The organism is Serratia sp. CY33525 (genome assembly GCF_052169115.1).
GTDB classification, from domain to species: Bacteria; Pseudomonadota; Gammaproteobacteria; order Enterobacterales; family Enterobacteriaceae; genus Serratia; species Serratia sarumanii.
In genome coordinates this window covers 18,175-38,232 of record NZ_JBJNLK010000004.1, presented here as the reverse complement: position 1 = coordinate 38,232, position 20,058 = coordinate 18,175, and the positions used below count along the sequence as shown (strand labels likewise).

18 protein-coding genes are annotated in these 20,058 nt (G+C 61.1%); 13 read left to right on the top strand and 5 right to left on the bottom strand.

Annotated features, from left to right (window positions below; genetic code table 11):
• Positions 1–124 precede the first annotated feature (124 nt).
• Genes ACJ8IM_RS11530 through ACJ8IM_RS11515 form a run of 4 tightly spaced genes read right to left on the bottom strand, consistent with a single transcriptional unit; the run spans position 125 to position 3,474 of the window.
• Complete coding sequence (locus ACJ8IM_RS11530) at positions 125–754, bottom strand: N-carbamoylsarcosine amidohydrolase (protein WP_033655190.1); 630 nt, start codon at positions 752–754, stop codon at positions 125–127.
• Between the two features lie 9 nt (positions 755–763).
• Complete coding sequence (locus ACJ8IM_RS11525) at positions 764–1,516, bottom strand: maleate cis-trans isomerase family protein (protein WP_015377793.1); 753 nt, start codon at positions 1,514–1,516, stop codon at positions 764–766.
• A gap of 15 nt (positions 1,517–1,531) precedes the next feature.
• A complete protein-coding gene (locus ACJ8IM_RS11520; protein ID WP_033655191.1) occupies positions 1,532–2,326 on the bottom strand; it encodes an alpha/beta hydrolase in 795 nt (264 codons plus the stop codon).
• Complete coding sequence (locus tag ACJ8IM_RS11515) at positions 2,323–3,474, bottom strand: FAD-dependent monooxygenase (RefSeq protein ID WP_033655192.1); 1,152 nt, start codon at positions 3,472–3,474, stop codon at positions 2,323–2,325. The genes ACJ8IM_RS11520 and ACJ8IM_RS11515 overlap by 4 nt, the downstream gene beginning before the upstream one ends.
• Before the next feature lie 326 nt (positions 3,475–3,800).
• On the opposite strand from ACJ8IM_RS11515, the gene ACJ8IM_RS11510 reads away from it, so the two are divergent.
• The 5 genes from ACJ8IM_RS11510 to uilS all read left to right on the top strand — a co-directional run bounded on the left by ACJ8IM_RS11510 (position 3,801) and on the right by uilS (position 10,552).
• Entirely contained in the window at positions 3,801–4,859 is a 1,059-nt protein-coding gene (locus ACJ8IM_RS11510) for a 2,5-dihydroxypyridine 5,6-dioxygenase (RefSeq protein ID WP_015377796.1), read from the top strand.
• A 66-nt stretch (positions 4,860–4,925) separates the two neighbouring features.
• Positions 4,926–5,399, top strand: a complete 474-nt coding sequence (locus tag ACJ8IM_RS11505) for a MarR family winged helix-turn-helix transcriptional regulator (protein ID WP_033634451.1) — start codon at positions 4,926–4,928, stop codon at positions 5,397–5,399.
• A gap of 85 nt (positions 5,400–5,484) precedes the next feature.
• Positions 5,485–6,027 carry a (2Fe-2S)-binding protein gene (locus tag ACJ8IM_RS11500; protein ID WP_033655193.1) on the top strand — a complete coding sequence of 181 codons (543 nt, stop codon included), beginning with the start codon at positions 5,485–5,487 and terminating at the stop codon, positions 6,025–6,027.
• Positions 6,020–9,592 carry a molybdopterin cofactor-binding domain-containing protein gene (locus ACJ8IM_RS11495; protein ID WP_101455845.1) on the top strand — a complete coding sequence of 1,191 codons (3,573 nt, stop codon included), beginning with the start codon at positions 6,020–6,022 and terminating at the stop codon, positions 9,590–9,592. Before ACJ8IM_RS11500 ends, ACJ8IM_RS11495 begins: the two co-directional genes overlap by 8 nt.
• A gap of 99 nt (positions 9,593–9,691) precedes the next feature.
• Positions 9,692–10,552, top strand: a complete 861-nt coding sequence (uilS, locus tag ACJ8IM_RS11490; RefSeq protein ID WP_033655284.1) for a UilS family quorum-quenching N-acyl-homoserine lactonase — start codon at positions 9,692–9,694, stop codon at positions 10,550–10,552.
• On the opposite strand, the gene ACJ8IM_RS11485 is transcribed toward uilS, so the two are convergent.
• The gene (locus ACJ8IM_RS11485) at positions 10,536–11,441 is read right to left on the bottom strand and encodes a LysR family transcriptional regulator (RefSeq protein WP_033655283.1); all 906 of its coding nucleotides are present in this window, start codon (positions 11,439–11,441) and stop codon (positions 10,536–10,538) included. The two genes, uilS and ACJ8IM_RS11485, sit on opposite strands and share 17 nt — an antisense overlap.
• Before the next feature lie 107 nt (positions 11,442–11,548).
• On the opposite strand from ACJ8IM_RS11485, the gene ACJ8IM_RS11480 reads away from it, so the two are divergent.
• The 8 genes from ACJ8IM_RS11480 (at position 11,549) to ACJ8IM_RS11445 (ending at position 20,045) form a co-directional block, all read left to right on the top strand.
• On the top strand, positions 11,549–12,295 hold the full coding sequence (locus ACJ8IM_RS11480) for a sulfite exporter TauE/SafE family protein (RefSeq protein ID WP_033655282.1): 747 nt from the start codon (positions 11,549–11,551) through the stop codon (positions 12,293–12,295).
• Positions 12,296–12,502: 207 nt separating this feature from the next.
• Positions 12,503–12,787: a hypothetical protein gene (locus ACJ8IM_RS11475; RefSeq protein ID WP_154231898.1), complete on the top strand. Its 285-nt coding sequence runs from the start codon at positions 12,503–12,505 to the stop codon at positions 12,785–12,787.
• Positions 12,788–12,843: 56 nt separating this feature from the next.
• Positions 12,844–13,110: a hypothetical protein gene (locus tag ACJ8IM_RS11470; RefSeq protein WP_033655287.1), complete on the top strand. Its 267-nt coding sequence runs from the start codon at positions 12,844–12,846 to the stop codon at positions 13,108–13,110.
• Positions 13,111–13,170: 60 nt separating this feature from the next.
• A complete protein-coding gene (locus tag ACJ8IM_RS11465) occupies positions 13,171–14,448 on the top strand; it encodes a TcdA/TcdB catalytic glycosyltransferase domain-containing protein (protein WP_033655279.1) in 1,278 nt (425 codons plus the stop codon).
• 104 nt (positions 14,449–14,552) lie between these two features.
• On the top strand, positions 14,553–15,827 hold the full coding sequence (locus tag ACJ8IM_RS11460; RefSeq protein ID WP_033655277.1) for an HlyD family secretion protein: 1,275 nt from the start codon (positions 14,553–14,555) through the stop codon (positions 15,825–15,827).
• A complete protein-coding gene (locus tag ACJ8IM_RS11455) occupies positions 15,820–17,919 on the top strand; it encodes a peptidase domain-containing ABC transporter (RefSeq protein ID WP_033655276.1) in 2,100 nt (699 codons plus the stop codon). The genes ACJ8IM_RS11460 and ACJ8IM_RS11455 overlap by 8 nt, the downstream gene beginning before the upstream one ends.
• 229 nt (positions 17,920–18,148) lie before the next feature.
• Positions 18,149–19,204, top strand: coding sequence for a P1 family peptidase (locus tag ACJ8IM_RS11450; protein WP_033655275.1), 1,056 nt, complete (start codon positions 18,149–18,151; stop codon positions 19,202–19,204).
• Between the two features lie 16 nt (positions 19,205–19,220).
• Positions 19,221–20,045: a M55 family metallopeptidase gene (locus ACJ8IM_RS11445; RefSeq protein WP_033655274.1), complete on the top strand. Its 825-nt coding sequence runs from the start codon at positions 19,221–19,223 to the stop codon at positions 20,043–20,045.
• Positions 20,046–20,058 lie beyond the last annotated feature (13 nt).

Genomic DNA, 20,058 nt, shown 5'->3' with positions numbered 1-20,058 from the left:
TGCGTATTGGCCTCCGCAGGAGGCGCCTGTTGTGTTTGCGTTGCATGGGCGCCGCCCTGTTTCGGGCGGTCGCGTGAGGCGCTGTTTGCGCCTTCGTTATTGTCGTTGCAGGTGAATCCTTGACTCATAACCGGTTCAGGTAGTCGAGCGCCTCCCGTTTGTGCACCACGTCGCCGTATTTGCTGTCGATATCGAACAGGTTGGCTTCGTGCGGGCCGGGGTGACGATCGCCGACGCACTCGCGCACCACCATGGCGCGAAAGCCGTGCTGCACCGCGTCCACCGCGCTGGCGCGGATGCAGCCGCTGGTGGAGCAGCCGATCATCAGCAGCGTGTCGATCCCTTGCGCCACCAGCAGCGGCGCCAGCGCGGTGCCGAAGAAGGCGCTGGCGTATTGCTTGCTCAGCACCACCTCATCGGCCAGCGGCGCTACCGCCGGGCAGAACGCCGCCAGCGGGTTGCCCGCCACCATGTCCTTCATCACCGGCGCTTTTTTGACCCACAAACCGCCATCGGCAAAATGGCCTGCATGATAACGGATATGGGTGTGGATGACAGGAATTCCCGTGCGGCGCGCGCAGGCCAGCAGCTCGCGGCTCTCCTCGACCGCGCTCACCACGCCCGGCGCGAACAGCGGCGCGCCTTCGGTGGTGTAGGCCTGCATAAAGTCGATCGCCAGCAGCGCCGGGCGCCGGCCGAAGCCGATGCGCTGGCCCCAGACGCCGCGGTAGTTGTCGCTGAGGGTGTCGTTCATTCTGCCTCCTCAATAGGCGCCGGACAGCAGGGCGCCGGCGCCGGGAACGATCGGTTCCAGCTCCAGCGCGGTCAGCATCGCGTAAGTGGTGGCGATGGCGGCGGTGATCACCGGCTTGCCGGTTTGAGCCTCCACCGTCGGAACCGCCGGCAGCGAAGGCATCTGCACGCAGGCGGACAGCACGATAGCATCGACCTCGCGTAAATCCATCTCGGCGACGATCCCCGGCAGCCTGGCCGGATCGTGCCGGCCGACTTCGAGGTTGTCCGGGATCTCCAGCGCGCGCCATACCTTGACCTCAATGCCTTCGTGCTGGATGTAGTCCACCACCAGCTGGGTCAGCGGTTTCATATAGGGCGCCACCAGCGCGATGCGTTTGGCGCCGATCACCTTCAGGCCGTTGACCAGCGCGCCGGCGCTGCTGATAACCGGCGCGGCGGCCTGATTGTCTTTCGTCACCTGCGCCAGCCGAGCCTGCGATTCGCGGTGGTAGCCCAGCCCCATCGCCATGATGGCCACCAGGCAGGCGTAGCCGAGCACGTCGACCCGCGCGTCGGACAGCTCCAGCGCGCAGCGATCGGACTCGGCGTCCATCGCCGCCAGCTCTTCTTTATTGACGTGCTTCATGCGCATGCGGCTGGAATGAAAGGTGAAGCGCTCCGGGCGTATCAGCTGGCGCGCGCCCAGCATCGCCGGGATCTCGGTTTCCATCGTGGTGTTGGAGCTGGGCACGATCTGGCCGATGCGGTAGTGGTTGCTCATGTCGGTGTTCCTCAGTTAATCCAGAAAATCGCCCAGGGCGCGGAAGAAGCCGTCGAAGTCGTCCCACGGGATCATGTGCCCGGCGTTCTCGACCTCGACGATGGCGATCTCCGGCTGCAGCGCGCGGATCTCCGCCCGGTCTTCGGGCTGAATGACGCCGCCTTTGCCTGCGGCCATCAGCAGCGTCGGCATGGTCAGCAGCGGGTAGTCGCGGTGGCTGTCCACCTGATGAAAATCGTCGTAGGCGCGTTGGATCGCCGGCTCGTAACAGGTGTGCAGCCACTCGGCGCGCAGCCGGCGCTGCTCTTCGCTCCAGGTCGGGCAGAAGGCGCGCATCTGCTCGGCGCTCATGCCCGGCAGCGACTGCCGGATCGAGTCGGCGTACCACGGCCATTGGCCGGGATAGGCGCGGCGGCCGGGGCCGGAAACCGGCGGATCGACCAGCACCAGCCGCCGCACGCCGGCGGGCTGCAAAACGGCGGCGCGCAGGGCGAAGCGGGCGCCCATCGAATGGCCGAGCAGGGCGTAACTGTCCAGGCTCAGCGCGACGGCGAAGGCGTTGACGTCCTGCGCGCAGGTCTCCGCGTCATAAGCCAGTTCCGGGCCGCTGGACGACAGACCGCGGCCGCGCACGTCGAGCACGTAGACGTCGTATTTTTCCCCCAGCCGCTCGGCGACGAAACCCCAGGTGATCGCCGGGCTGGTGATGCCGGGGATCAGGATCAGCGCCGGGCCGTGGCCGCCATAGCGCAGGTAGTGTTGGCGAATGCCGTTGGCGTGAACGTGGGCGCCGTAGAGGAAGGTGCTCATGCGGCGTTCTCCGATTTCAGCGCTTGCGCGTACAGGTCATAGCCGTAGACCCAGGCCGGATCTTCCTGGGTGCGCAGGAAGGTGTTGGCGTTGGACACCGCCTGCACCCGTGAAGCGCGCTCCTTGCGGTTGGCTTCATACAGCTGGAAGGCGGTGCGGTAGTCGCCGAGGCCGGTTTCCTGCAGGCAGCGGGTCAGCATGGCGGCGTCTTCGATCGCCATCGCCGCGCCCTGCGCCATGTGCGGCTTCATCGGGTGGCAGGCGTCGCCGAGCAGCACCAGGCGGCCTTCGCTCCACAGCGGCAGCGGTTTGCGGTTCAGCAATGGCCATTTGGTGACCTGCTCGCTGGATTCGATCAGCGCCTGCACGATCGGGTGGTAGCCGGCGAAGGTCTCGAACATCTCTTCGCGGCTGCTGTCGATGAAGCTGCCCTGGAAATCCCAGGCCGGGTGCGGCACGCCGCTGACGTAGTAATACTCGTCGCGCCGTTGGGTGGTGTAGTAGACCATCAGATGGCGGTCCGCCGACCACCACTTCACGCAGTCTTCGAACGTCAGGTTGTATTTCGCCAGCTTCTCGCCGCGGATCAGCGCGCGGTGGGCCACCCAGCCGCTGTAGGTCGGTGCTTCGGCGCCCAGCAGATGTTCGCGGATGCGCGAATTGATGCCGTCGGCGCCGATCACGATGTCGGCATGGGCCGAGGTGCCGTCGATGAAGTTCAGCACCACCTCGTCACCGCGATCTTCAATCTTGCTCAGGCATTTGCCGAAGTGCAGGGTGCCGGGCTGCAGCGCGGAGAGCTGCAACGCCTGCAAATCGCCGCGGTGCACCGTCACATAGGCGGCGCCGTACTCCCGGCGGGCAAAGCCGCCCAGTTCGATGCGCGACAGGTAGTCGCCGCTTTCGGCGTCGCGGCTGAACCAAAAATCGGGATGAGACGCCATCTGCTCCAGCCGCTGCTCAATACCGAGCCGGCGGAAAATCTTCAGTACGTTCGGCCCCATGTGAATGCCGGCGCCGAGGCGCGAGAACGCCGGGCTCTGTTCATACAGATCGACGGTAAAGCCGGCTTTTTGCAGCAGCCCGGCGGCGGCGGCGCCCCCCAGCCCGGCGCCGACGACGGCGATGCGTGGTTGTTTGCTCATCATGTTTCCCCTGTCTGTTGGCTTTTTCAGCGTAGGTCCAACGCATGGCTGGACGATCGATTTATAGTGTATGCGCTAGATAACGCAAAGTTGCAAAAGTGTTAAATCAGATCTCGCTCACGCTAATTGACAGCGCTTTACTGTTAAACTCATGTTAATCACAGGATTGACAAGGGATGAAATAGGACTTTCTTATGGTGGATATTCGCAGCTTGCTTTCCTTTGATTTTTTGACTTAGATAAAAATGAGTGTGTTCGCTTTAAATTGTTTGAAAAATCACCGCCGCCTTGCGGGCGTCGGACACCCTTGACGAGACAGGAGACAGGCCATGGCGGTCAATGAAACCCAGTTGGTACAGCTGTTCGAGCAGGTGCTTACGCTGTCGAAGGTCGATGCTTCGCAGAGCGTGGCGATTTTGAAAAGCCATTATTCCGATGCGCGCACGGTGCGCGCCGCGACCGACGCGGCGCTGCGGCTGGGCGCCAGGGTGTATGCCGTCGAGCTGCCGGCGTTCAACCATCCGCGGGCGATGGGCAACGACATGACCGCCTATTGCGGCGATACCGCGCTGACCGGCAACCTGGCGGCGCAGCGTGCGCTGGAAGCCGCCGACCTGATCGTCGATACCATGATGCTGCTGCATTCGCCGGAGCAGGAGCAGATCCTGAAAACCGGCACCCGCATCCTGCTGGCGGTGGAGCCGCCGGAGGTGCTGGCGCGCATGTTGCCTAACGCGGAAGACAAGGCGCGGGTGCTGGCCGCCGCCGCCGTGCTGGAGCAGGCGAAGCTGATGCAGGTGACGTCCGCCGCCGGCAGCGATTTCCGCGCGCCGCTCGGGCAATACCCGACGGTGACCGAGTACGGCTATGCCGATGAACCGGGGCGCTGGGATCACTGGCCGAGCGGTTTCCTGTTCACCTGGCCGAATGAGGAGCAGGCGGAAGGGGTGCTGGTGCTGGAGGTCGGCGATATCTTGCTGCCGTTTAAAAGCTACGCGCGCGAACGCATCACGCTGGAGATCGAACAAGGCTTCGTCACCCGCATTCACGGCGGCTTCGAGGCGGAATACCTGCGCGAATACATGAAATACTTCGACGATCCGGAGGTGTACGGCATCTCGCATATCGGCTGGGGCCTGCAGCCGCGCGCCCAGTGGACGGCGATGGGCCTGCACGACAAGAACGACGGCATGTGCATGGACGCGCGCGCTTTCTACGGCAACTTCCTGTTCTCCACCGGGCCGAATACCGAAGTGGGCGGCACGCGCAAAACGCCTTGCCATATGGACATCGCGCTGCGCCGCTGCGACATCCGCCTCGACGGGCAAACGGTGGTGGCGGACGGGGAAGTGGTGGCGCCGGAGGCCTCGCGCGTGCGTCGGGCTTAATCGTTGCTGCCAACGGCGGGGGTTTGTACTATTCTCGTGAATTCCATAGATGGTGAGAGTAACGCAATGACGCCCCCCGAATACCCGTCAGCCGTGAGCGGCCAACCCGAAAATTATCATTTTACCGAGCAAGTCGGGCACCTGCTGCGCAAGGTTTATCAGCGCCACCTGGCGATTTTTCAGCAAAACGTCGGCGATTCGCAGCTGACGGCGGTGCAGTTCATCACCCTGTGCGCGGTGCGCGATATGGGGCCGAGCTCGCTGACCGAGCTGGTGCAGGTGACGGCGGTGGATCAGGCCACCATACGCGGTATCGTCGAGCGGCTAAAGGCGCGCGATCTGATCACGGTGACGCCGGATCCGGTGGATCGGCGCAAGGTGGTGGTCGGCCTGACCGACGCCGGCGCCGTGCTGCTGACGGAAACGGTGCCGCAGGCGGCGAAAATCACAGAGCTGACGTTCGGCACGCTCAACCCGGCCGAACGGATAGCGCTGATATTCCTGCTGAATAAAATGCTGGAAGATCCGCCCACCGGCTGATTCGCCCGCGCAACGTCGGTTGCCTGGTGGTCGGTGGCGAGAGGCCAGCCCATAAGACCATCAAGTGCAGGCGGAGACGCGAACAATGGCGATATCTGAAGTGCAATCGCCCAGGGAAGGCGCGAAAACCACGCTGACGGAGCATCCGATGATGCTGTCGGTGAACGGCGAACAGCTTCATGCGCAGGTGATGGCGGATACGCCGCTCTTGCTGGTACTGCGCAACGATCTGGCGCTCAACGGCCCGAAATACGGCTGCGGCCTGGGCGAATGCGGCGCCTGTACCGTGTTGATCGACGGCGTGGCGGCGCGCTCCTGCGTGATCCCGGCGCTCGGCGTGTCCGGCCGGGCGATCGTGACCCTGGAAGGCCTTGGCGATCGCCAGCGCCTGCATCCGGTGCAGCGCGCCTTTATCGAAGAGCAGGCGGCGCAATGCGGCTACTGCCTCAACGGCATGATCATGACCACCAAAGCCCTGTTGGATCGCAATCCCGCTCCGAGCGAGGCGGAGATCCGTCAGGCGCTGTCCGGCAACCTGTGCCGCTGCGGCACCCATCTCGAAATCCTGCGTGCGGTTCAGCGCGCCATCATTCTCTGCCGCGATGAGGGCGCCCACGCTTATGACTGATTCCCGTCCCTCATCGCCGAGCCAGGCCGAATTGCTGCAGCGCGACGGCGTGCTGCTGATCGTCGGCAGCGTGCAACCGCCTTCGGGGCCGGTGCCCAAAGGGCAAGCGCCGGTGCTGAAGCCGAGGGAGCAAGGGCTGTTTATCGCCCTGTGCGACAGCGGCGAAATCTATGCCTTTAACGGCCATGTCGATCTCGGCACCGGCGTGCGCACCGCGCTCGGCCAGATCGTCGCCGAAGAGCTGTATCTGCGCATGGATCAGGTGCGCATGGTGTTGGGCGATACCGAGCGCGCGCCGAATCAGGGCGCCACCATCGCCAGCGCCACGCTGCAGATCTCCGCCGTGCCGCTGCGCAACGCCGCCGCCGAAGCGCGCCGTTGGCTGTTGCGCCAGGCGGCGCAGCGCTTCGATGCGCCGGTGGAACAGCTGACGCTGGAGGAGGGCGTGATCCGCAGCCCGCAGGGGCAGGCGCTGAGCTACGCCGAGCTGGTGGACGGCGGTCATGTCGAGCTGTCGATTTCCGGCGACGCGCCGCTGAAACCGCAGGCGGAATATCGCCTGGTGGGCACCAGCGCCGCGCGCGTCGATATTCCGGCCAAGGCGACCGGCGAAACCACCTACGTACACGATATGCGCCTGCCGAATATGCTGCACGGCCGGGTGGTGCGGCCGCCCTATTCCGGGTACGACAGCGGCGAATTTGTCGGCACCAGCCTGCTGGCGGTGGATGAAACCTCGATCGCGCATATTCCCGGCATCGTCAAACTGGTGGTGATCGGCGATTTCATCGGCATTGTCGCCGAGCGCGAAGAGCAGGCGATCAAGGCGGCGCAGGCGCTGCAGGTCAGTTGGAAAGACTGGCGGCGCAATTTGCCGCAGATGGCCGACGTGGCGCAGGCGCTGCGCGACAACCCGCACTCGACCCGGGTGGTGCACGATACCGGCGATGTGGACGCGGCGCTGGCGGCGGCCGACAGGCGTTTCACCCGCAGCTACCTGTGGCCGTATCAGCTGCATGCCTCGATTGGCCCTTCCTGCGCGCTGGCGGACTACCGGCCGGAGCGCCTGCAGGTCTGGTCGGGCAGCCAGAACCCGCACCTGCTGCGCGCCGATCTGGCCTGGCTGCTGGAATACCCGGAAGCGCAGATCGAGATCGTTCGCATGGAGGCGGCCGGTTGCTATGGCCGCAATTGCGCCGATGACGTCTGCGCCGACGCGGCGCTGCTGTCGCGTGCGGTGGGCAGGCCGGTGCGGGTGCAGCTGACCCGCGAGCAAGAGCATGTGTGGGAACCAAAGGGTACCGCGCAGCTGATGGAGGTGGACGGCGGGCTGGACGCCGCCGGGCATCCGGTCGCCTACGATTTTCGCACCTATTATCCTTCCAACGGCGCGCCGACGCTGGCGCTGCTGCTGACCGGCCGGGTCGAGCCGCTGCCGGTGGCCTATGAAATGGGCGACCGCACCTCGGTGCCGCCTTATGAATATCCGGCGCTGCGCGTCAGCATCGAGGACATGGCGCCGATCGTGCGCGCCTCCTGGATGCGCGGCGTTTCCGCCTTGCCGAACACCTTCGCCCACGAATCTTATATCGATGAGCTGGCCCACGCCGCCGGCGTCGATCCGCTGGAATATCGGCTGCGCTATATCGATGACGAACGCGCCAGTGAGCTGATGCGCAGCACCGCAGAACGCGCCGGCTGGACGCCGCATACCGAACCGATGCAGACCCCGGCGGAAGACGGCGTGCTGCGCGGGCGCGGCTTTGCCTACGCCCGTTACATCCACAGCAAGTTTCCCGGCTTTGGCGCGGCCTGGGCCGCCTGGGTGGCCGACGTGGCGATCGACAAAGCCAGCGGCGAAGTGGTGGTGACGCGCATCGTGGTCGGCCACGACGCGGGCATGATGGTCAACCCGGACGGCGTGCGCCACCAAATTCACGGCAACGTATTGCAATCGACCAGCCGGGTATTGAAAGAGCGCGTGACCTTTGAGGAATCGACGGTCTCCGCCAAAGAATGGGGAGCTTACCCGATCCTGACCTTCCCGGAGGTGCCGGAAGTGGACGTGGTGATGATGCCGCGCCCTTACGATCCGCCGCTGGGCGCCGGGGAATCGGCGTCGGTGCCCAGCGCGGCGGCCATCGCCAACGCGGTATTCGACGCTACCGGCATTCGTTTTCGCGAGCTGCCGATCACCTCGGACAAACTGCGCGAGGCGCTGAACGGGCCGGACACCGAGCGGCAGGCCGCCCCGCCCAAGAAAAAGAAGCGCGGCAAATGGTGGTTCGGCGGCGCGGCGGGGCTGTTCGGCGCGGTGCTGGGCATCGCCGGCAGCGCCTTGCCGTGGCGGGCGGAGATCGCGCCGGTGGCGACGCCCGGCGCCGGCACCTGGTCGGCGGCCACGCTGGAGCGCGGCCGCCAGTTGGCCGCTGCCGGAGACTGCGCGGTTTGCCATACCGCGTCGGAAGGGGCGACCAACGCCGGCGGGCTGGCGATGGCGACGCCGTTCGGCACGCTCTACAGCACCAACATTACCCCGGACGTGGCAACCGGCATCGGCAACTGGTCGTTTACCGCGTTCGATCGGGCGATGCGCCAGGGCATCGCCCGCGACGGCCGCCATCTGTATCCGGCATTTCCTTACACCGCCTTCAGCAAAATGACCGACGGCGACATGCAGGCGCTGTACGCTTATCTGATGTCGCAACCGGCGGTGCGCCAGAGCAATCCGGCCAATCAGATGCGCTTCCCGTTTAACCTGCGGCCGCTGATGGCCGGCTGGAACGCGCTGTTCCTGCGCCAGGGGGAATATCAACCCGATCCGCAACAAAGCGCGCAGTGGAACCGCGGCGCCTATCTGGTCAACGGGCTCGGCCACTGCGCCGCCTGCCATTCGCCGCGCAATCTGCTGGGGGCGGAAAAGGGCGGCGCGGCTTTCCTGGCGGGGGGAATGGTGGACGGGTGGGAAGCGCCGGCGCTGAATCAATTGGCCAATGCGGACAAGCCCTGGACCGAGGAACAGCTGTTTCAGTACTTCCGCAGCGGGCATTCCGCCGAGCACGGCGTGGCGGCCGGGCCGATGGGGCCGGTGGTCAGCGAACTGGCGACGTTGCCGCAGAGCGATCTGCGGGCGATGGCCAACTATGTGATGTCGCTGAGCACCAAGGCGACGCTGAATGTGGAACCGCAGGCGCAGTTGGCGGCCCGCGCCTTGCCGGCGGCGGGGCAACTGGCCGGCGAGCGGTTATTTCAGGGCGCTTGCCAGGCCTGCCACAGCGCCGCCGCCGGCGGGCCGCAGCTGTTCGGCGTCAGTCCCGATCTGGCCAATAACACCAATATCTTCAGCGATCGCCCCGATAACCTGATCAAGGTGATCCTGCAAGGGATCCCCAAACCGGCTACCGCCGAATTGGGCTTTATGCCGGGCTTTAAGGACAGCTTTTCCGATCGGCAGGTGACGGCGCTGGTGAATTATCTGCGCCAACGCTATGCCGGCGACAAACCGGCCTGGCGCGACGTGGAGGCGCAGGTGGCGCGGCTGCGCGCGGAGCCGGGAAATCATTAACATTGTAAATTGTTACATTGGGTTATTGACTGGCGGCGCTCATTTGGTGATTAATGTTAGCCTGATTTTTACCTTACCTATAAAAAACAGGAAGTTAACATGGCATTAACCACGCATAAAATGGAAAGCGGCCTGGCCGTAACAGTTCGTTTACCTGAGAATCAGGCCAAAGTTCCGGCGATTATTCTGTGTCACGGCTTCTGCGGCATTCAGGAGCTGTTGCTGCCGGCCTTTGCCGAGGCCTTCGTCAACGCCGGTTTTGCGGCGGTGACGTTTGACTATCGCGGCTTCGGCGCTAGCGAGGGTGAACGCGGGCGGCTGGTGCCGGCGCTGCAGATTGAGGACATTCTGGCGGTGAGCCGTTGGGTGCAAACGCAGCCGCAGATCGACAGTGAGCGCATCGGCCTGTGGGGTACATCGTTTGGCGGTTGCCACGTGTTCGGCGCTGCCGCGGCCGATCCGGCCATCAAGTGCATCGTTAGCCAGCTGGCCTTCGCCGACGGGGAAACCATCGTGACGGGGAAAATGGCCGCCGACGAAAAACAGGCGTTCATCGCCACGCTGGACAAAATGGCGGAGAAGAAACAGGCCACCGGCAAAGAGATGTTTGTCGCCGTCACCCGGGTGTTGAGCGACGACGAGTCGAAAGCGTTCTTCGAGGAGAACAAGGCGCGCTACCCGGCGATGGACATCAAGATCCCGTTCCTGACCGTGCGCGAAACGCTGCGCTATCAGCCGCGCGACAATGCGGCGCGCGTCACATGCCCGGTGCTGGTGGTGGTGGCGGGCAACGATACCGTCAACCCGCCGGAGCAGGGCATCGCGCTGTATGAGGCGGTAGGCAGCGCGAAAAAGGCGTTGCACGTCGAGCAGAATGCGAAGCACTACGACATGTACGCCGGCCCGCATTTCGCCGGCATCATCGGCCGTCAGATCGCCTGGTTCAACGAGCACCTGTAATATCGTCCTCCTCCTGGCGCAGAAATGCCACCAGCCGCTGCGCCGGCAATGGCAGCTGCGCCCGTTCGCGCACCACGATCGACAGACGCCGGATCGCCCAGTCGTCCGTCAGCGGCAGGGCGTTGCGCAGGATCTCGGGCAGCCGCCGGGCGCTCTCTTCCGGCACCACCGCCAGCCCGGCGCCGCGCAGCACCATGCGGCAGATGGCGTCGAAATTGGCGGCGCGCGCCCGCAGCCGCATCGGGCCGCCGCTGCGTATCGCCAGCTGCTCCAAATGCTGTTGCAGCGCGCTCTGTTCCGGCAGGCCGATAAAGTCGAAAGGCAGGGCGTCCGCAAAGCTGAGCTGGCGGCGGCCGCTGAGCGCATGCCCCGGCGGCAGCGCCAGCACCAGACGATCCTGCCGGAAGGGGTAGCTTGCCAGCCCGCGCAGATCGGCATGATCCGCCACGATGCCGATATCCGCCGCCCGTTCGGCGATCGCCTGCGCGATGGCCGGGCTGGGCAGCTCCTCCAGCGCGATGTCGGTGTACGGGTGCAGCACCAGAAAATCCGCCAGCAGTTCCGGCAGAAAAGCGTCGGCGGCGACGGTATTGGCGACGATGCGCAGCTGGCTGCGCTGGCCCGGTGCGAACTCGGCCATGTCGCCGCGCAGCCGGTCGCGCTGCTGCAGCAGCACGCGCGCGTGTTGCAACAGGCGTTCACCGGCGGGCGTCGCCTGGACGCCGCGCGGATTGCGCGTCAGCAGCGCCACGCCGGCCTGTTGCTCCAGCCCGCGCATGCGTGCGCTGGCGGCGGCCAGCGACAGCCCGACGCGCTCGGCGCCGGCGGTGATGCTGCCGGTCTCGAGCACCGCCGCCAACAGCCGCAGATCGATAAAGTCAAAATGCATGCGTTCTTCCTCTGTCTTTGCCGCAGGCAGGCTCTGCCATTGCCGCATTGTGCCGTGGCGCGGCGCCGGCCACAATCGGGCCGTTGATTCGCCATAAGGATAGACGCATGTCGCTGACGTTACTCGAAATTGTCGCCCTGACGGGCATTTTTACGCTGGCCGGCACGGTCAAAGGGGCGATCGGTTTGGGATTACCGACGGTGTCGATGGGGCTGCTCAGCCTGATGATGCCGCCGGGGCAGGCCGCCGCGCTGCTGCTGTTGCCCTCATTGATCACCAACCTGTGGCAACTGCTGTGCGGGCCGCGGTTGGGGGCGCTGTGCCGTCGGCTCTGGCCGATGATGCTGTGCGTCACGCTGGGCACCTTGCTGAGCGCCGGCACGCTCACCGCCATCGACGGCCGCCTGGCGCCGCTGGCGCTGGGCATTTGCCTGACCGGCTATGCGCTGTTGGGTTTTACCCGTTTCGACTGGCGCGTTTCCGCTGCGGCGGAGCCGTGGCTGGGGCCGCTGTGCGGCCTGTTGACCGGCGTGCTGACCGGCGCCACCGGCGTGTTCGTCATACCGGCGGTGCCCTATCTGAACGCATTGGGCCTGGCGCGTGACGATCTGGTGCAGGCGCTGGGGCTGTCGTTCACCGTCTCGACGCTGGCGCTGGCCGCCGGATTAGCCTGGCATCAGGCGCTGCCCGGCGCGCTGCTCGGTGTTTCGCTGTTGGCACTGCTGCCGGCGTTGGCCGGCATGTGGCTGGGCGGGATCGCGCGTCGTCACAGCAGCCCGCTGATTTTTCGTCGCCTTTTCTTTATTGGGTTATTCATCTTGGGCGTTGAGATTATTTGGCGTTCAATTAATTGAATCGATAGCATCTACGTGTAATCAGGTTCGGTATATTATTCTGGGTTTTATTCTAATATGATTGTTTTCGATATTTAAAATACACTTTGCTTATTGGTTTGTTTATGAAATACAGAGTGGTTATGGATTGTTATTAGTGTATTTTACTTTTGCAACTACAACCCGTTTTAAACGGGGTAACCCCAGTGAATCCATAGGAGAATATTGATGAAGGAAATTTTAAGCAGCCAACTTGATGCGGTGTCGGGTGGATGGCAGGATCGAGATGGGAGTGGAAAAAGATCGTCTGATAACGGAGGTTCCGGTTCTTCAAGTCGCGGCGGAAATAACGGCGGTGACCGCGGGCTTCAGTCATTCCTGTCAAAAAATAGCCCGTATGGCAGTGGTTCCGGCGCCAGTGGTTTCTGGGGGAATGGCAGTTCTGCAAGAAATGGGTATGGCGGCAATGGCACTGGGCCGAGAGAAGCCAGAGAATTCGGAACCAAACGCTAATTAACTGATGCAATCCCAGCACAGAAGTAAAATTCTGTGCTTTTATGGGGTATATGATGAATAGATATGTTGTTTTTATAAAGAGTGATGAATCAAGAGTGCTAAGAAAGGACGTGGTTACACGCGAAATCATTAAGGATATGAAGCTGAAGGGCTTCAGAAAGCATCATGTCGAAGTAGAGGCTGATAACGAAAGCGATGCCATTAACAAATTAAATAAGAACAGCAATGACTATTTGGATTCATTGAAAAATTTTTCCGGTGATTTATTGCTCTGTTCTATTTGTGTTATTGTGATGGCGATCGTCTATTTTTTTAGCTAAGCCATAATCCAGCATTGAATCATTCAAGTTTTCCATACTATAGTTTTCGTGGTGATTTAAATGAGCCATCAGGCATTGGGTATTGATTTATCAAAGGTAGAAAGGTCATCCGTTCCAAATATCCTGCATTTTGTATGGATTGGTGACTTAAATGAAGTAAATACGCATTATATCGACATATGGAAAAAAACAAACAAAGATAAGCAGATATTCTTTTGGTATGACCAAGACTCTTCACTGTGCCATTTGCTAAACAATGCCATACGCGATTTCGTCAGCGTCAAAAAAATTAAAAATAAAGTTAAGGCTGAATTAAAAATAAAAAATCAAGCCTTCAAATATATATATCCAAAAGTAAAGACAGGTTTTTCTTTTGATGAGCTCGTTATTGAATTCTTAACCAAGCATGAAATCCCTTATCAGAGACCGCCAAAAGCGATTGAAGACGCATGGTTTGGCAACAGAGGTTTTATAAAAAAGTCTATAACGGAGCTTTTTTGCAATGATTTCGATGATTTTATGAGGTATTATCACTATGAGATTATACTAAGGCATAACATTGCCAGTGCAAGTGACATTGTCAGGCTTTTAATTATCTATCAGTATGGCGGTACTTATATAGATGTTGATACGCTCCCATACATTGACAATATATATCATAAATTAAATGAATATATAAGAAAAGAGGGCATTGTCGAGAGTGACTCGTTTCTATTGTTTAAAACCGTATGTTTTTTAAAAAAGATAAATTCAGAAGGGGGGCTGCCTGAAGCCGTGATCGGCTGCGATGAAAATGAGTTAGGGCTAGATGCTGTTGGATTTGAAGAAATAAAAAGGCTTATCGAACTGGACCTCACTGATTTTTCTCTGGATATGATATTGCCATTGGGGGAGACATACGTTCATAAAAATTTATTGGCGCTAGGATCACTCAGAAGATTTAAAGGTGTTTATTTTAATAACTTCATATCCTCTCACCAAAAATCCAAGGCGGTAAGGATCATTCTTAGAGTAATGAAAAAAAGATACCGCTTTTTAGAAAGAAACAATTGCATATTTGACTGTTATATTGATGATGGGTCAAGGTGTTATCTGACCAGGATATTACCATGGAGGAGCGAGTTAACAACAAGGAACTATTGCGTTACCTCGGTCTTAACGGGGCCGGGTTTAATTGTTGAGGTTTTATTGGGGTTGGCTTATAAGGCCTTTAATATTGGGTGTCTGATAGAGCCATCCAGCATTGCGGAACATATGCAAAATCCTGATTTTGGAATTGCATTGTTTCAACACACCATAGATACCCCTGATGGCGCCTATTCCACGTGGCGCAAATAAAAAGGGATGGTTTGTAATGCAGATTAACTGACGTTCCGCTTGTTTGATTACCAATGCAATAGCCTGTGAATTTGAATATTAGCTTTCAATAAGGGACGCTGATCATGTTTCGCCAGGAAGCGATCGATAATCAGAAAATGAAATGGCGTGGTCGGGCCATCCTGCTACCCGGTATTCCCTTTTGGCTCACGGCAGGGCTCTGCCTGTTTTTTCTCATTGCTTTTCTCACCTTCGCAATCGCCGGCACCTATACCCGGCGGGTCAACGTGACCGGCGAAATCAGCACCTATCCCCGGGCCGCCAACGTCTATTCCGCCGTCCAGGGGGTGGTGGTCAAACAATTCGTCACCGAAGGGCAGGTGATCGCCGCCGGCGCGCCCATTTACCAGATTGACGTCAGCAAAAGCACCCGCAGCGGTGTAGTCAGCGATAACCAGCAGCGGGATATCGACGGCCAGCTGGCGCGCATTGCGCAAATCATCAGCCGGCTGGAAAGCAGCAAGCAGGCCACGCTTACCATGCTGGAAAAACAAAAGGCGCAGTATACCGCCGCGTTCACCCGTTCAACCGACATCCTCAAACGCGCCCAGGAAGGGATACGCATCATGAAGGAAAATATGGAGAATTACCGGCACTATCAAACCAAGGGATTGATCACTAAGGATCAGCTCACCAACCAGGTGGCGCTGTATTACCAGCAGCAGAACAACCTGCTGGGCCTGTCCGGCCAGAACGAACAGAATGCGCTGCAGATCACCGCGCTGGAAAGCCAGATCCATATCCAGGCCGCCAACTTCGACAACCAGATTTACCAGATGGAGCTGCAGCGCCACGAGCTGCAGAAGGAGCGGCTCAACATTGATGCCGGCGGGGCGATCATCGTTCGCGCGCTGGCCGACGGCCGCATCGATTCGCTGAGCGTCACGGTTGGCCAGATGGTCAACGTCGGTGACAGTCTGCTGCAAGTGATTCCCCATAATATCGCTCACTACGCCCTGGTGCTATGGGTGCCCAACGACGCCATCCCCTACATCGCCGCCGGTGACAAAGTCAATGTGCGTTATGACGCCTTTCCGGCGGAGAAATTCGGCCAGTTTGCCGCTACGGTATCCGTCATCTCCAAAGCCCCGGCCTCACCGCAGGAAATGCTGACCTACCAGGGGGCGCCCAAAGCGGCGCTGACCGCCGCCGTGCCGTACTACAAGACGATCGTCATTCCGGAAAAACAGGTCATTGCCTATGACGGTAAACGTCTGAGCCTGGAAAACGGCATGAAAGCGCAAAGCACCCTGTTTTTGGAAAAAAGGCAGATTTATCAGTGGATGTTGTCACCGTTCTACGACATGAAACACAGCGCGACGGGGCCGATCAATGAGTAAGCCCACGTTCAAACAGCGGATCAGCCAGCTGGATCTGCGGCTGCGCCACCGGGTTCCTATGGTGCACCAGACCGAGTCGTCAGAATGCGGGCTGGCCTGCCTGGCGATGATCTGCGGTTACTATGGTAAAAACGTCGACCTGATCGCGCTGCGTCGGCAGTTCAGCCTGTCGACCCGCGGCGCCACGCTGACCGGGTTAACCGGTATAGCCGAACAGCTGGGCCTGGCCACTCGCCCTCTATCACTTGATATTGACGAGCTCAGCGCGCTGAAACTCCCCTGTATTTTGCACTGGGAGTTCAACCATTTCGTGGTGCTGGTCAGTATCAAGGGGCACCGCGCGGTGCTGCATGATCCGGCGCGCGGGCGCCGGGCCATCAGCCTGACGGAACTTTCGCACAGTTTTACCGGCGTGGCGCTTGAGGCCTGGCCCGGCAGCGCCTTCACCGCCGACAGCGTCCGCCACCGCATTCACCTGCGCACGCTGATTGGCAGCGTACACGGTCTTAAGGGGGCGCTCGGCAAAATCTTTTGCCTGTCTCTGGTGTTCGAAACCATCAACCTGGTGATGCCCATCGGCACGCAGCTGGTGATGGATCATGCTATTCCCGCCGGGGATCGCGGGTTACTGACGCTCATCTGCGTTGGTCTGATGCTGTTCATCCTGCTGCGGGCAGCTGTCGGCATGGTGCGCGCCTGGTCCGGGCTGGTCATGTCGACGCTCATCAACGTGCAGTGGCAATCCGGGTTGTTTACCCACCTGTTGCGCCTGCCGCTGGGCTACTTTGAACGACGCAAGCTGGGTGACATTCAATCGCGCTTCGGCTCGCTGGATACGCTGCGCAGCACCTTCACCACGAGCATTGTCGGGGCCATCATGGACGGCATCATGGTGATCGGCGTGCTGGTGATGATGGTGCTGTATGGCGGCTGGCTGACCTGGGTGGTGATTGCGTTCACCGCGCTCTACGTGCTGATGCGGCTGCTGACCTACGGCTATTATCGCCAACTGTCCGAAGAAGCGCTGGTCAGGGAGGCCCGCGCCGGCTCGTATTTTATGGAGACGCTGTACGGTATCGCCACCGTCAAGATGCAGGGCATGGCGGAACGTCGCATTGCCCATTGGCTCAACCTTGAAATCGACACTATCAATACCGGTATCCGGGTCACCCGCATGGACATGCTGTTTGGCGGGATCAACACCTTCATTGCCGCCTGCGATCAGGTCGTTATTCTTTGGCTGGGAGCCAGCCTGGTGATCGATAACCAGATGACCCTCGGCATGTTCGTGGCGTTCGGCGCCTTTCGCGGGCAGTTTTCCGACCGCATCGGGTCGCTGACGGAATTTTTGCTGCAGCTGCGCATGATGAGCCTGCATAACGAGCGCATCGCCGATATCGCCTTGCACCCACGAGAAAACCGTAAACCGGACCTTCCTTACGCGGCGGGCCTGCAACCTTTGGGATTGACGACCCATGCCCTGAGCTATCGTTACGACAGCCAGTCACCGGCGGTCTTCGATGCCTTGGACATCAGTGTTGCGCCGGGCGAGAGCGTGGCCATCGTGGGGCCGTCGGGCGCCGGCAAGACCACGCTGATGAAGGTGCTGTGCGGGTTGTTTCCCCCGGACTCAGGGCGGGTTGAGGTGAACGGCGTCGATATCCGGCAGCTTGGCATCAACAACTACCACAAGATGATCGCCTGTGTGATGCAGGACGACAAGCTGTTCTCCGGCTCGATCCGGGAAAATATCTGCGGGTTCGCGGATGAGGTGGACGACGCCTGGATGGAAGCCTGTGCCCGTGCCAGCTATCTGCACGACGTGCTCATGCGTATGCCGATGGGGTATGAAACCCCGATCGGCGAGCTGGGGGAAGGATTGTCCGGCGGGCAGAAGCAACGCCTGTTCATTGCCCGGGCGATTTACAAGAAGCCGGCGATTTTGTTCCTGGATGAGGCCACCAGCGCACTGGATAAGGAGAGCGAAGCTGTGGTGAATCAGGCCATCAAGAGATTCAATATCACTAAGGTGATCATTGCCCACCGTGAAACGACCATTGCGTCGGCAGATCGGGTCATCCATTTTGGATAAGGGGGGATATCACCAGCGGCACCGGCCGTTAACCCTGTTTTGCCCCCTAAAAACCCAATAAGGCTCAGGCCTGCGGGCCGCCAAAATGGTCCCCCACATGCCGGCGAGTTGGTCTGAACGGCGACGGAGCAAGGCTATTTTTTCTGCCCGCTCCGGTTTTCAATTTACTGGGCGCTTACATTGCGCGATATTCTGGTTTTCTGATGGGCTAACGGCGGATGAGGGAACCATGACGGACAGCCAGGCGTTTGAACAACAAAGCCTCGACAATCTGCTGAGCTATTGGCGGCGCCATCGCCGCCTGCCAGGCGCGCGCTATCCGGCCGGCCCGACCGACACCCTGTGCGACGTGCCGGGCGTCAGCGTCGGGCATCACACCTTGGCCGACGGCGAATGCCAGACCGGCGTTACCGCCATCGTGCCGCCGGGCGATCTGTTCAACCAGCCGTTGCCGTGCGGCAGCGCGGTGCTCAACGGCTTCGCCAAACCGCTGGGGCTGGTGCAGCTGAACGAGCTGGGGGTGCTGCAAACGCCGATCCTGCTGAGCAACACTTTCGCCGTCGGCACGCTGTTCAATGCCATGGTGCGGCGCAGCTGTCTGCGCTACCCGCAGATCGGCCGCGGCAGCGCCACCATCAACCCGCTGGTGCTGGAGTGCAACGACGGCTACCTCAACGATATTCAGGCGATGGCGGTGCGCGAGGAGCACGTCTTCAGCGCGCTGGATAACCATTCCACCCGCTTTGCGCGCGGCAGCGTCGGCGCCGGGCGCGGCATGAGCAGCTTCGGCCTGAAAGGTGGCATCGGCACCGCCTCGCGCTATTGCCCGGGGCTTGGCACCACGCTCGGCGTGCTGGTGCTGGCCAACTTCGGCACCCTTGAATCGTTGACGCTGAGCGGCGTGCGCGTTGGCCAGGCGCTGGGCAGGCTGCTGGCGGATCCGCCGCCGCAGGTGGACGCCGGTTCGGTCATTATCATCATCGCCTGCGATCGGGCGCTGGACAGCCGCCAGCTGAACCGCATCGCCCGCCGAGCGGGCGCGGGCCTGGGGCGAGTGGGCAGCCATTGGGGGCACGGCTCCGGCGATATTGCGCTGGCGTTTTCCACCCGGTTGCTGGGGGCGACGCTGCCGGACGAACGGCTGGAGCCGCTGTTTGCGGCGGCGGCGGACGCCACCGAATACGCGGTGTTGGATGCGTTGCTGAGCGCCGAGGGCGTCAGCGGTTTCCAGCGGCACGATCGCATGGCGCTGGGCCCGCTGCTCGATCGGCTGGCGGAAAATTAAATAACGGGAGCGTGACGTGAAAGTCTTTATCTCTGCGGATATCGAAGGTATCGCCGGCGTAATGCGGCCGGAGCAATGCAACCCGGCCCATGCCGACTATGCGGCGGCGCGCGAGCTGATGGAGCAGGAGGTCAACGCGGCCATCGACGGCGCTTTCGCCGGCGGGGCCACCGCGGTGACGGTGGCCGACAGCCACGCCATGATGCAGAATCTGCGCGCCGATCGCCTCGATGGGCGCGCGCGCCTGGTGCAGGGTAAACCGCGTGGGCTGTCGATGGTGGAAGGGCTGCAACACCAACGTTACGACGGCCTGATGTTCATCGGCTACCACAGCGCCGCCGGCGAGCATGGCGTGCTGGCGCATACCATCAACGGCCGGGCCTTTTACCGCGTCAGCCTGAACGGCGAAGCGGTGGGCGAAAGCGATCTGTACGCGGCGGCGGCGGCCGAGTTGAACGTGCCGCTGTGGCTGGTGAGCGGCGACGACGAGCTGCAACGCTGGGTAGCGGAACGTTACCCGCACGTCGGCTATGCCTGCGTCAAGCGTGCGATCTCGCAAACCGCCGCCGAATCGCTCAGCCCGCAGCGGGCGCGCGCCGAGATCCGCGAACGGGCAATGCAGCAGGTGCGCCAGGGCGGGAAGCTGCCGGTGGAGCGCCGCTTCATGCCGCCTTACCGGCTGACACTGATGGCGGCCAAACCGGTATTGGCGGATCTGTTCAGCCTGGTGCCCGGCGTGGAGCGCCAGGACGCGCTCACCGTGGCCTTCGACAGCGACAACATGGCGGCGCCAATCCACCTGCTCAGCGTCTTTTCGTATCTGGCGACGACGCAGAATTGATGCACGATGTGCG